This is a genomic window from Harryflintia acetispora (assembly GCA_004340125.1).
GTDB classification, from domain to species: Bacteria; Bacillota; Clostridia; order Oscillospirales; family Ruminococcaceae; genus Harryflintia; species Harryflintia acetispora.
The window spans coordinates 94530-106239 of sequence record SLUK01000013.1 but is presented as its reverse complement, the minus strand read 5'-3'; the positions used below and the strand labels follow the sequence as shown (position 1 = coordinate 106239).

The window sequence follows — 11710 nt, the reverse complement described above, 5'->3', positions numbered from 1 at the left end:
AGCCGGCAGAACGCAAAGCGCCAGCGCCGCCGCCAACACGAATGCCATGATCCTGTTCTTTCCCATTTTGTCCCGTCCTCTCTGCGCAAAGGTACGCCTTTGCCAATCCCGCATTTTTGCCGCGGCCAGCCTGAAAAACGGGCTGGTTTTTCCTGCTTTTAGGAGAAATCCCGCTCTTTCTAAAGGTGTAGGTTTCTGCAACACCTGTGCTGCTTTCATTATTCCATATCCCGGCTGAAGATGCAACAAAAACCGGAGAGGGGCCCGCCATCTGGCGGGCCCCCGGGTCTTTCCGGACGGTTATTCCAGGGTGTTTTGCAGGCTCCCGATCCCTTCGATCCGGATCTCCACCTGGGAGCCGTGGACCATCGGGCCCACCCCGGAGGGGGTGCCGGTGAGGATCACGTCCCCCGGCAGCAGGGTCATCACCTGCGAGACGTAGCTTAGCAGGAAGAGGGGGTCGAAGATCAGATGCCGGGTGTTCGAGCGCTGCATGACCCGCCCGTCGAGCAGGGTCTCGATCTCCAGCGCCCCGGGGTCGAGCATGGTTTCCACCCAGGGCCCGAGCGGCAGGAAGGTGTCGAAGCCCTTGGCGAGCGTCCATTGGCCGTGTCCCGGCTGCAGGTCGCGCGCGGTCACGTCGTTGGCGCAGGTGTAGCCGAGGATGTACTCCTTGGCGCGTTCGGGCGGCACCTCATGCGCCGTCTTGCCGATCACGATGGCCAGCTCCCCTTCGTAATCAATTTGGGAGGAGAGGCGCGGCCAGCGGATGGTCCCGCCGGGGGGCAGCAGGGCGGTGGAGGGCTTTAGGAAGAGGACCGGCTCGTCCGGGATTTCCAGGTTCATCTCCTCGGCGTGGTCGCGGTAGTTGAGCCCCACGCAGACCGCCTTGGTGGGGTTGATCGGGGGCAGCAGGGTCAGGGCCGTGAGCGGCAGGGCGGCCCCGGTGGCCTCGTATTCGCCGAGCAGGTCGCCGCGCAGCTCGTAGACGGTGTCCTTGCGCAGGAAGCCGAAAGCCTCGCGCCCCTCGTGGGTATAACGCAGCAGTTTCATCTCTGTGACCATTCCTTTCTGAAAAAACAGGGAGCGCCGCGGCGCTCCACTTTGTTTATTTGAGCTCGACGGTGTAGGTGAAGAAGTCCCCCCGCACAATGCTGTTGCAGTATTCCACCAGCGTGTTCCCCGCCCAGGTGATCCGGCGCAGGTTGATCGCCGGCTCGCCCGGGGAGAGGGAGAGGAGCTTCGCCTCGGCGCCGGTCAGCCCGGTGGCCCTAAACTGCTCGGTCGCATGGTCGGGATGGACCCCGTGGCGGCGCATCGAGCTGTATAGCCCCTCCGTTTCGATCTCCTCCCGGCAGAGCCCCGGGCAGAGGCTACTGGGGATATAGCTGATCTCGATGACGTAGGGGGTCTCGTCCATGTACCGGGTGCGCTTGACGCAAAAGACCTCCTGCCCTTCGGCGAGATGGAGCTGGGCGCGCACCTTGTCCTCGGGGACTACCTTTGAGAAGGAGAGCATCTGCGCGCGCTCCTTGAGCCCCCGGCGGCTGAGCTCCTCATTGAAGGAATAGAACTTCGAGAGCCGGTAGTCGATCGACGAGCGCTTGACATAGGTCCCCTTGCCCTGGATGCGGTAGAGGTAGTCCTCGTTTTGCAGATCGTCCAGCGCCTTGCGCACCGTGATCCGGCTCACGCCGTACATCTCGCAGAGCTCCCGCTCGGTGGGGATCTTCTGCCCCGGCTTCCAGGTTTCATCCTGGATCTTTTGCAGCAGCGACTCCTTGAGCTGGTAGTACAGGGCGACCGGTACCTCCTTGCTGAACGCGGCGTCCCGCAGGTCAATCGACATAACAACCGTCTCCTTTGGATATAGAATCATGTTGACATATTGTTATAACATAAGGAAAGCCAACAGTTCCAGTCATTTACAGCTCTATCTTACCACGAAGCATTTCCAATTTCCAGAGCCTTTTTTGCTTTCCATGCCCGGCCGACCCGCCCGGGCCCGCATTTTATGCCGGTTTGCGGCGGATTATTGCGGAGGGTGTACAATGTGCACAAAAATCCAAATTAAGATTTTACGAAAATATTCAGAAAGCTGTTGACTTTGGAATAATGACATATTATAATGTTGTCATAACCAATTTGGAAATCAATACTGAACTCGGGAAAGGATGGAGCCAGATGAGCGAAAAGAATCTGCTGGAGGCGTCGGGGATCGACGTGCAGGATATTGAAAAGTTTTTAGAGGGGCTGGCAGGCTGCGAGGAATCCTTCATGAAGGTGATCGAGTACTGCGAGACGAGGGTTACCGCCGAGGAGGGGATCCCGGCCATCATCGGGCTGGACGATCTGACCGGAGGGGCGAAGAAGACCTTCACCCCGGCGCCGGCCGACGAGGGCTTGGGGCTGATCCAGGGGCTGGCCGCGCTGATCTTCGCCTACTACTATGACAAGAGCGGCAAGGTCGAGGACCCGTATCCGGCGATCGCCCCGGCGATGAGCGCCATGGCCGAAAAGTTTTTCCGCATTGCACCCTACCGCGAGGTAGTGAAGGACTTCGTAAAGGAGGAGCAGAAATGAGCTTCGATCTTCAGGCCTTTGCCCAGAGCGTGACCAAGGATAAGCGCACCATGGAGATGTTCCGTTACCTCCTCAACAACTCCTACATACGGGTGATCAACTACCACCGCACCAACAAGGAGGACATTCCCCGCTTCGAGGCGGAAATCAAATACTACGCCGAGCACTTTTCCCCCGTCACCGTGGAGGACATGGACCGCTTCTTCGACACCGGCGTCTGGCACAAGGAGCGCCCCGGCCTGATCCCGGCCATCTTCGAGGGATACCGCTGCCATTACGACTACATGCTGCCGATCCTGGATAAATACAACTTTACCGGTTGGTTCTACGTCCCCGGGTTCTTCATGGATGTGCCGTATGAGGAGCAGCTCGAATTTGCCCAGAGCCATCATCTGCGCACCGACATCCCCGAGGAGTACCAGCATGATAAGCGGATCGCCATGAGCTGGGAGGAGATGGAGGAGATCAGCCGCCGGCACGTCATCTGCTGCCATACCGGCAGCCACTTCCAGATCACCAAGACCACCTCGGACGAGGATATGCAGCGGGAGATTGTGGAGAGCAAGCGCCGCATCGAGAGCCACATCCAGAAGCCGGTCGACGTCTTCTGCTGGCTCTACGGCGAGGAGTATTCCTATTATGACAGGGCGCACAAGTTCATCGAGGAGGCGGGCTATAAATATGTGGTCGGCAACCTCAAGATGGAGCGGGTACGCAAATAGCTCGAAGGAACCCTTCGAGCTATTCAGAAAAAACCGGCTTTCGGCCCGGCCGGGCCGAATTTTGCCGGGGGCAAAACCGCCACTTTTTTAGTAGAGAGACAACGCTCAGAAATGGAGGACGGCGTGAAAAAGATCAAATGCGCCATCGTCGGGCCGGGGAACATCGGCATCGACCTGATGGAAAAGATACGCAAGCGTTCGCAGAACCTGGAGCTTGCGATGATGGTCGGGATCTATGAGGACTCGGTCGGGATCGTCAAGGCCAAGGAATATGGGGTGCGCACCGAGATCCACGGGCTGCAGCCGCTGCTGGACGATCCCGAGATCGAGGTCGTATTCGAGGCGACCAGCGCCTCGCAGCACCTCAAGAACGCCCCCTTATATAAGGAAGCGGGCAAGAAGGCGTTCGACCTGACCCCCGCCGCCGTCGGGCCCTATGTGGTGCCGGTGGTCAACTTCGAGGAGCACTTCGACAGTGCGAACATCAACCTGGTCACCTGCGGCGGGCAGGCCACCACCCCCATCGTGGCGGCGGTCTCCCGGGTGCAGGAGGTCGAGTACGCCGAGATCGTCTCGACCCTCGCCTCCAAGAGCGCCGGGCCGGGGACCAGGATCAACATCGATGAGTTTACCGAGACCACCTCGGCGGCGCTGGTGAAGGTCGGGGGCGCGAAGCGGGGCAAGGCGATCATCATTTTAAACCCCGCCGAGCCGCCGCTGATGATGCGCAACACCGTCTACTGCCGCACCAAGGATGCGCCCGACCTCGCGGCGATCCGGGAGTCGGTGGGCAGGATGGTCGCCGAGCTTCAAAAATACGTCCCGGGCTACCGGGTCACCATGGAGCCCGAGCTTTCGGGTGACAATACGGTGGTGACCATGGTGCAGGTCGAGGGCAGCGGGGACTACCTGCCGCCCTACGCCGGGAACCTCGATATCATCACCTGCGCGGCGGTCCATATGGCCGACACCTGGGCCGCGCGCAAGCTGGAAGGGGGCAGACGCTGATGGCGAAGAAAATACGGATCATCGACACCACCCTGCGCGACGGCAGCCACGCCATCCGCCACACCTATTCGCCCGAGCAGGCCGGGAAAATCGCCGCCGCGCTCGCCAAGGCCGGGGCCCCCACCATCGAGTGCGGGCACGGGGACGGCATTTCCGGCTCCTCCTGCCAGTACGGCTTTATGAAATACGACGAATATGAGGTGCTGCAGGCGGTCCTCGACAACGCGGGGGACGCGAAGGTCGGGATCCTGCTGCTGCCGGGGATCGGCACGGTGGAGGACTTAAAGCGCGCTCATGAGATGGGCGCTGGGCTCGTGCGGGTCGCCACCCACGTCACCGAGGCGGACGTCGGCGAGCAGCACATCAAGATGGCCCGCGAGCTCGGGATGGAAGCCATCGGCTTTCTGATGATGAGCCACATGGAGCCGCCCGAGAAGATTCTGGAGCAGGCCAAGAAGTTCGAGTCCTATGGTGCCAGCGCCGTTTACATGGCCGATTCGGCCGGGGCGATGGTCCCGGACGACGCGGCGGCACGGGTCTCCTATTTAAAGGAACACCTCAGCCTGCCGGTGGGCTTCCACGCACACAACAACCTGGGGCTTGCCATCGGCAACTCGCTCGCGGCGGTGAACGCCGGGGCGGACTACATCGACGGGACCCTGCGGGGCCTCGGGGCGGGCGCGGGCAACGCGCCGCACGAGGTGCTGACCGCTGTTTTCCACAAGCTCGGGATCGAGACGGGGGAGGACCTTTACGCCATCATGGACGCGGCCGAGGACAACATCCCGGAGCTCGGCGTGCAGATGATCATCGACAAATACGCCCTTTCGATCGGGTACGCCGGGGTTTATTCCAGCTTCTTCCTGCATGCCAAGCGGGCCGCCGATCGCTACGGCCTGGACGCGCGGGATATTCTGATCGAGCTTGGGCGGCTGCGCACCGTCGGCGGGCAGGAGGACATGATCCTCGACGTCGCCTACCGGCTGGCGCAGCAGAAAAAGGAGAAATGAGCCTATGCGGCGCAGCGAGGAAATCTTACGCCGCCCCGACTACAGCTTCAACCGGGGCGTATATAAGTCGATGGGCTTCTCGGACGAGGATTTAAGAAAGCCCATCATCGGGGTGGCCAACACCTGGAGCGAGGTCTGCCCCGGCAGCTATAACCTGCGCGCGCTCGCGCAGAGCGTGAAAAACGGCATCTACGCCGCCGGGGGCACCCCGGTGGAGTTCGGGGTGATCGGCGCGTGCGACGGGACCGCGCAGGGGAGCGAGGGGATGAAATACATCCTCCCCTCCCGCGAGCTGATCGCCAACGACGTCGAGGTGATGGTGCAGGCGCACCGGCTCGACGGGGTGGTGCTGCTCGGCTCCTGTGACAAGATCGTGCCCGGGCTCCTGATGGCGGCTGCGCGCCTGCGCCTGCCCGCCATCCTGCTGCCCGGCGGCCCCATGCAGGGGGGCGCGCCCTTCGACGGAAGGGCTTCCGATTTGACCTCCCTCTCCGAGGGGTGCGGCATGCTCAAGGCCGGGAAGATCGCGCCCGACGAGCTCGACTCGCTCGAGGAGAGCTGCTGCCCGGGCTGCGGGAGCTGCTCGTTTTACGGCACCGCCAACACCATGTGCTGTCTGGGTGAGGCGCTGGGGATGACCCTGCCGGGCGGCGCGCTGATTCCGGCGGTCTACGCCGAGCGCACCCGGATGGCCCACCGCACCGGCGAGGCGGCGGTGCGCCTGGTGAAAGAGAACCTGACGGCGGACAAGATCATCAACCGGGAATCCATCTCGAATGCCATCCGGGTGCTGAACGCCACCGGCGGCTCGACCAACGGGGTGCTCCATCTGACCGCGGTGGCGCTCGAGGCGGGGCTCTCGGCCGACGAGGTGACCGGGCTTTTCGAGGCGCTGGGCGACACCACGCCCCTAATCGCCAAGGTCAACCCGGCCTCCAAGTACAACATGGAGGATTTCTACCTCGCGGGCGGAATCCCGCAGGTGCTGCGCGAGCTCTCGCCGCTGCTTGAGCGCGGGGCGCTGACCGTCACCGGAAAGACGGTGGGGGAGAACATTGAAAATTATCACTACCGCGCGCCGAACCGGGAGGTCATCAAGACGCTCGAGGAACCCTTCTCCAGGAGCGGCGGGGTGGCCATCCTGCGCGGGAACCTGGCCCCCGAGGGGTGCGTGACCAAGCCCTCGGCCATCGTCCCCGAGATGCATGTCTTTCACGGCACCGCGCGGGTGTTCGACTGCGAGGAGGCGGCGGAGACCGCCATCCTGGGCGGGGAGATCGCGCCCGGCACGGTGCTCGTCATCCGCTACGAGGGGCCGAAGGGCGGCCCCGGCATGCGGGAGATGTACAAGGCGATGAAGTACCTCTACGGCATGGGGCTCGCCACCTCGACGGCGATCGTGACCGATGGGCGCTTCTCCGGCACCAACAACGGCTGCTTCTGCGGGCATGTCTCGCCCGAGGCGGCCGCGGGCGGGCCGATCGCCGCGGTGCGCGACGGGGACAGGATCACCATCGACATCCCGGCGAAAACCATCACCCTCGAAGTGGGGGAGGAGGAGATTGCCAGGCGCTTGGCGCTCTGGCAGCCGCCGAAGCAGAAATATAAGACCGGGTACCTCGCCATCTATGAGAAGCTGGCCACCTCGGCCAGCCGGGGCGCGGTCTTAAATGTTGAAAATTAAAATATAATTTTAATTTTCAACATTCTCAAAATTGCACCTTGGCGGTTTAAAAACCGCCATTCCGGCAAAGCCGGAACCGGTACAATTTCAATGGTTTGCGCCTCGGTGGAGCCGGAACTGGCGCAATTTAAAAGGTGAACTTTTAAAGGATCGAAAGGAGTGATCAGCGAAATGGAATATGGACTGGGTGGCAAGGTCGCCGGCGTGAGCGGCGCGGCCTCCATTAAGGGAATTGGCTTCGCCATTGCGAAGGCGCTGCTCGCGGAGGGCTGTAAGGTCTTTATTAGCGACATCAGCGCCGAGCGGCTGGAGGAAGCGAAGCAGGAGCTCGCCCGCTTCGGTGAGGTGCTGGCAATTCCCTGCGACGTGTCGGACGAGGCCTCGGTACAGGGGATGTTTAAAGCCGCCGAGGAGCATTTCGGCGGGGTGGATATCTTCGTCTCGAACGCTGGTATCTATCCGCAGAAGGCGCTGTGCGAGATGAGCGCAGGGGAATGGGACACGGTGATGAACGTCAACCTGCGCTCGGTCTTCCTGTGCGGCAGGGAAGCGCAGAAGTATATGAGCAAACGCGGCGGCGGGGTGCTGATCAATGCCGCCTCCTACGCCGCCATCCTGGGCAGCGCGGGCAGCGGGGCCTATGCCGCCAGCAAGTCGGCGGTCTACTCGCTGACCAAGACCTTGGCGGCGGAGCTGGCCCCCTACCACATCCGGGTCTGCGGCTTCATCCCCGGAGTGATCGCCACCGGGATGACCCAGGGGGTCATCGACGAGCGGGGCGACGCGCTGCAAAGCCAGATCGCCTTACGGCGGCTGGGCGAGCCGCAGGACGTGGGCAACGCGGTGGCGTTCCTTTGCTCGGACGCAGCCAGTTACCTGACCGGGATGTTCTTAGAGATTACCGGCGGAAAGTTCTGCGTGCAGAACCCGGACTACGCCTGGAAAATGTTAAACCGCGATTGACCGCCGTTTAACCTTTGGCCGCGGCCTGAAACAACAAGTTTTACTCGATTTTTTTCAAAAAATCGCCACATCCAAAGGCGGCGCCTTTGGTCGTGCCGCGCACGGCACGAAACGCCGACCCTTAAAAAGATCAGGAGGGGAGGCCCGGCAGTCCGGTGGACTGTCGGGGCGTGGGGAACCCTATCAAGGGGTTCCCCGGGAAAGATAGCCGCGACACAATACCTGGAAAGGAAAGATTATTATGAACGACGCCTTCCACGTTGACATGGAAAAGCTGATGAGCCTGCACCGCTTTGGAGATGTGCTGGACGACGCGATCAAATCGGTCGGGAGCGAAACCGTGGAGCTTGTCCCCGACCGGGGCGCGCGCGACTCGATCGGCCGCCACTGGTACGGCAGCCGCTGCCACATGAGAAACAAGGAGACCGACGAGAAGTTCTATCTGCATATCGGGCTGATCTACCTGCCCGAGACGAGAACCGGGCTGATGGTCGAGCTGGATAAAAGGAGCAACCCTGCTTCGTTCCCCATCGTGTGGGAGAATCTGGGGGAGGGAAGCCGCTACGAGATCAGCCGGGACGAGGACGACTACCTCAAGCTCTTCATGCCGCAGGACGCCTTTGACGCGCTGTGCGGGAAGAAGCGCGGCGAGCAGGTCAAGGCCATCTCGGACTACATAAAAGAGTGCGCCGAGGCGATCGCCGCCGCCGCGTGCCAGGCGGGCTTCTCGCTCAAACTCTGCGACCTTGCAGAAGACTACAAGCTGGCTTGTGCCTTCGAGGAGGCGGTCGTCTCGATCAAAAGCGAGCGCTACACCATCGAGCCGGACCGCAAGTGCCCGGACAACTTCGGCCAGTACGCCGCCGGGTACCGCTGCTTCGTCAAGACGCGGGACGGGCAGCAGGACCTGTACCCCTATTTCGGGGCGATCTACAGCTATAAAAAGACCCCTTACGGGATATTCGCCGAGATCGACAAGCTCAACCATCCCGGCTGCTATGACCGCGCATATGCGGGGATCAAAGAGGATCCGGCCTATGAGCTGAGCAAGAAGGACCCGCCGTTCATCAAGATGTTCATGCCCGCCGCGGACGTTGAGCGGCTCAACTCCCTGGACCACCGGGGACAGGTGGAGATGTTGGCCGGGTTTTTAGATGTGTGTGTGACCAACCTGCTCGACGCTTCCCGTTAAAAACCCTGGTTCGTAATCATGGGGGACACAGTCCCCCGGACGGCTCCGAAGGAGACGTTTCCCCCGTAGGGTGCGGGCACGCCCGTATTGCGCTCCAAAGGAGCGCAACATCTCAAAAAGGTACCTGCGGCGCATTTTAAATTCAACTGTAATGAGAAAGGATTTCGATATTATGAGCGAACGCAAAAAGATCGTCCTGATCGGCGCGGGCAGCGCCGTCTTCACCAAGGGCCTGATCGCCGACTTCATCCAGCTCGACTCCGGGAAATGGGAGATCGCGCTGTGCGACATCAACCCGCCGGTCCTCGAATCCATCACCAAGCTCGCCAAGAAGATGGTCCAGCAGAGGGGCGCGGATATTGTGATCTCCTCCTCCACCGACCGCTGCGACCTGCTGCCGGGCGCGGACATGGTGGTGGTCACCATCGCCGTGGGTGGGCGCAAGGCTTGGGAGGCGGACGTGAAGATCCCCCGCAAGTACGGCATCTACCAGCCGGTGGGCGACTCGATCATGCCGGGCGGCATCTCCCGCGCCCAGCGGATGATCCCTGCGATGATCGCCATCGCCGAGGACGTCAAGCGCCTCTGCCCGGATGCCTACTTCTTCAGCTACTCCAACCCCATGACCTCGATCGTCACCGCCGTGCGCCGCGCCACCGGCATGAAGCTCGTCGGCCTCTGCCACGGGGTGATCTACGGGGAGAATTACCTGGCGCGTATGCTCGGCGTGGACGTCAGCCGGATCTCCACCGTCGGCGTGGGGCTCAACCATCTGACCTTCCTCTATGACATCCGCCTCGACGGCAAGGACGTGAAGCCCCAGCTGCTGGAGATCATCCGGAAGCAGAAGGAAGAGGCCGCCAAGGCCGGCGGGCACAAATACAACTTCTTTAACCCCGAGCTGACCGACAAGGAGATCCCCAACCACCTCGACAACCCCTTCTCCTGGGATCTCTTTGAGCGCTACGGCGCCTTGCCGGCGGTGCTGGATCGGCACGCGGTCGAGTTCTTCCCCGAGCGCTTCCCCGAAGGGAACTACTACGGCAGCGTGTTCGGGGTGGACGCCTACCCGATCGACAAGGTGCTCGAGCGCGGCGAGAACACCTACCGCAGCATGTTTGAGCAGGGTGAGGGCGACGGCCAGGTCGCGCCCGAGATGTTCGCCCGTTCCTCCGGCGAGCATGAGCAGCTCGTGCAGATGATCCGCTCGCTCCTCAACGACGAGCGCAAGATGTTCTCGGTCAACGTCCCGAACGACGGGGCGGTCGACTCCCTCCCGAAGGATGCCGTCCTCGAGCTGCCCGCGGCGGCTACCGGCCTCGGTTTCCTGCCTGTAAAGGTAGAAGGCTTTAGCCCGGAGCTTTCCGGCATTATCGCCCGGCGCCTGGCCCCGGTCGAGCCCACCGTGCAGGCGGCGCTGACCGGCGACCGCAAGCTGTGGGTCGAGGCCATGCTTCTCGACGGCGCTCTCAGCGATTGGAAGGTCGCCGAGGCGCTGGTGGACGACTTCATCGCCGAGCACGGCGAATACCTGCCGCAATATAAATAAGGAGGAGTGAGTAAAGTGGCAAAGAAAGCATTGATCGTCTCCTTCTCCTTCGAGCAGGAGCCCGAGGCCTTCGAGGCGCTGCGTGAGCGCGGGGTCGAGCCCATCCTGCTGGCTGAGAGCGAGCGCAAGGGCTGGGGTCAGCAGGAGCTGATCGACTATTGGAACGCCCTGCCCGAGAAGCCGGAGGGCATCCTCATGGGGGCGGACATCGAGATCGGCGCCCCCTTTACCGAGCAGTGCGAGGGGCTGCGCTACATCTCCCTCAACTGCGCCGGGTGCGACCATCTCGACCTGCCGGCGCTCGAGCGCGCGGGGATCGTCGCCTGCAACGTGCCCAGGCAGAACTTTGACGCGGTGGCCGATTTCGCGTGGGGGCAGATCCTCTCCCTCATGCGCCGGATCCCGCAGGGAGATCAAAACATCCGCGCCGGCAGGTGGTGCGAGGGCGTGGCGCGCGGCTGCGCCGTCTCCCGCAAGACGCTGGGCATTTTGGGGCTTGGCGCCATCGGCCAGGGCGTCATGCGCCGCGCGCAGGGCTTCGAGATGGATGTGCTGGCCTACGACCCATATGAAAACGCCGAGCTGGTGGAGAAATACGGCGTGCGCTATCTGCCGCTGCAAGAAGTGCTCACGCAGAGCGACATCGTGGTGATCACCTGCCCGCTGACCGACGAGACCCACCACCTGATGAACGAGGAAAGCCTTCGCAGCATGAAGCCGCAGGCGTTTCTGGTCAACTGCTCGCGCGGGCCGATCGTGGACACCAAGGCACTTGCCAAGATCCTGCGCGAGGGGAAAATCGCGGGCGCGGCGCTGGATGTGTACGAGGAGGAGCCCCTCTTGGAAAGCGAGCTCTTCTCGCTGCCGAACACCGTTTTGACCCCGCATATGGCGGGCCTGGCCGACCGGGAAATCCACAACGTGGCCATGCAGTCGGCCTACAACATGGCCGACCTGCTCGAGGGCAAGGAAGTCAAGTCCCGGCTGATCTGACGGGCA

12 protein-coding genes are annotated in these 11710 nt (G+C 62.2%); 9 read left to right on the top strand and 3 right to left on the bottom strand.

Going from position 1 to position 11710, the window contains the following annotated elements:
- The 3 genes from EDD78_RS12830 to EDD78_RS12820 all read right to left on the bottom strand — a co-directional run.
- A partial coding sequence (locus tag EDD78_RS12830) for a hypothetical protein (RefSeq protein ID WP_132085206.1) occupies nt 1-219 on the bottom strand: 219 nt, incomplete at its 3' end.
- An 81-nt stretch (nt 220-300) separates the two neighbouring features.
- Nucleotides 301-1053 (bottom strand): fumarylacetoacetate hydrolase family protein, encoded by a 753-nt coding sequence (locus EDD78_RS12825; protein ID WP_079697859.1) that lies wholly within the window; start codon nt 1051-1053, stop codon nt 301-303.
- A gap of 55 nt (nt 1054-1108) precedes the next feature.
- Nucleotides 1109-1849 carry a GntR family transcriptional regulator gene (locus EDD78_RS12820; protein WP_159448872.1) on the bottom strand — a complete coding sequence of 247 codons (741 nt, stop codon included), beginning with the start codon at nt 1847-1849 and terminating at the stop codon, nt 1109-1111.
- 335 nt (nt 1850-2184) lie between these two features.
- Between EDD78_RS12820 and EDD78_RS12815 the strand changes: the two genes are divergently transcribed.
- From EDD78_RS12815 to EDD78_RS12775, 9 genes are all read left to right on the top strand, one after another.
- Nucleotides 2185-2583 carry a hypothetical protein gene (locus EDD78_RS12815; protein ID WP_079697861.1) on the top strand — a complete coding sequence of 133 codons (399 nt, stop codon included), beginning with the start codon at nt 2185-2187 and terminating at the stop codon, nt 2581-2583.
- On the top strand, nt 2580-3305 hold the full coding sequence (locus EDD78_RS12810) for a polysaccharide deacetylase family protein (protein ID WP_132085205.1): 726 nt from the start codon (nt 2580-2582) through the stop codon (nt 3303-3305). The genes EDD78_RS12815 and EDD78_RS12810 overlap by 4 nt, the downstream gene beginning before the upstream one ends.
- Nucleotides 3306-3428: 123 nt before the next feature.
- Complete coding sequence (locus EDD78_RS12805; protein ID WP_132085204.1) at nt 3429-4313, top strand: acetaldehyde dehydrogenase (acetylating); 885 nt, start codon at nt 3429-3431, stop codon at nt 4311-4313.
- Entirely contained in the window at nt 4313-5323 is a 1011-nt protein-coding gene (gene dmpG, locus EDD78_RS12800; RefSeq protein ID WP_079697863.1) for a 4-hydroxy-2-oxovalerate aldolase, read from the top strand. Before EDD78_RS12805 ends, dmpG begins: the two co-directional genes overlap by 1 nt.
- 4 nt (nt 5324-5327) lie before the next feature.
- Nucleotides 5328-7007 carry a dihydroxy-acid dehydratase gene (ilvD, locus tag EDD78_RS12795; protein WP_132085203.1) on the top strand — a complete coding sequence of 560 codons (1680 nt, stop codon included), beginning with the start codon at nt 5328-5330 and terminating at the stop codon, nt 7005-7007.
- A 171-nt stretch (nt 7008-7178) separates the two neighbouring features.
- Nucleotides 7179-7970: an SDR family NAD(P)-dependent oxidoreductase gene (locus EDD78_RS12790; RefSeq protein WP_132085202.1), complete on the top strand. Its 792-nt coding sequence runs from the start codon at nt 7179-7181 to the stop codon at nt 7968-7970.
- A 241-nt stretch (nt 7971-8211) separates the two neighbouring features.
- A complete protein-coding gene (locus tag EDD78_RS12785) occupies nt 8212-9162 on the top strand; it encodes a hypothetical protein (protein WP_132085201.1) in 951 nt (316 codons plus the stop codon).
- A gap of 172 nt (nt 9163-9334) precedes the next feature.
- The gene (locus tag EDD78_RS12780) at nt 9335-10711 is read left to right on the top strand and encodes a family 4 glycosyl hydrolase (protein ID WP_165873231.1); all 1377 of its coding nucleotides are present in this window, start codon (nt 9335-9337) and stop codon (nt 10709-10711) included.
- Nucleotides 10712-10726: 15 nt separating this feature from the next.
- A complete protein-coding gene (locus EDD78_RS12775) occupies nt 10727-11704 on the top strand; it encodes a 2-hydroxyacid dehydrogenase (protein ID WP_132085199.1) in 978 nt (325 codons plus the stop codon).
- Nucleotides 11705-11710 lie beyond the last annotated feature (6 nt).

What these genes read in the sequence shown, in the direction of transcription:
- EDD78_RS12825 (WP_079697859.1), bottom strand. Translation starts at nt 1,053, where the DNA reads ATGAAACTGCTGCGTTATACCCACGAGGGGCGCGAGGCTTTCGGCTTC.
- EDD78_RS12820 (WP_159448872.1), bottom strand. Translation starts at nt 1,849, where the DNA reads ATGTCGATTGACCTGCGGGACGCCGCGTTCAGCAAGGAGGTACCGGTC.
- EDD78_RS12815 (WP_079697861.1), top strand. Translation starts at nt 2,185, where the DNA reads ATGAGCGAAAAGAATCTGCTGGAGGCGTCGGGGATCGACGTGCAGGAT.
- EDD78_RS12810 (WP_132085205.1), top strand. Translation starts at nt 2,580, where the DNA reads ATGAGCTTCGATCTTCAGGCCTTTGCCCAGAGCGTGACCAAGGATAAG.
- dmpG (WP_079697863.1), top strand. Translation starts at nt 4,313, where the DNA reads ATGGCGAAGAAAATACGGATCATCGACACCACCCTGCGCGACGGCAGC.
- ilvD (WP_132085203.1), top strand. Translation starts at nt 5,328, where the DNA reads ATGCGGCGCAGCGAGGAAATCTTACGCCGCCCCGACTACAGCTTCAAC.
- EDD78_RS12790 (WP_132085202.1), top strand. Translation starts at nt 7,179, where the DNA reads ATGGAATATGGACTGGGTGGCAAGGTCGCCGGCGTGAGCGGCGCGGCC.
- EDD78_RS12785 (WP_132085201.1), top strand. Translation starts at nt 8,212, where the DNA reads ATGAACGACGCCTTCCACGTTGACATGGAAAAGCTGATGAGCCTGCAC.
- EDD78_RS12780 (WP_165873231.1), top strand. Translation starts at nt 9,335, where the DNA reads ATGAGCGAACGCAAAAAGATCGTCCTGATCGGCGCGGGCAGCGCCGTC.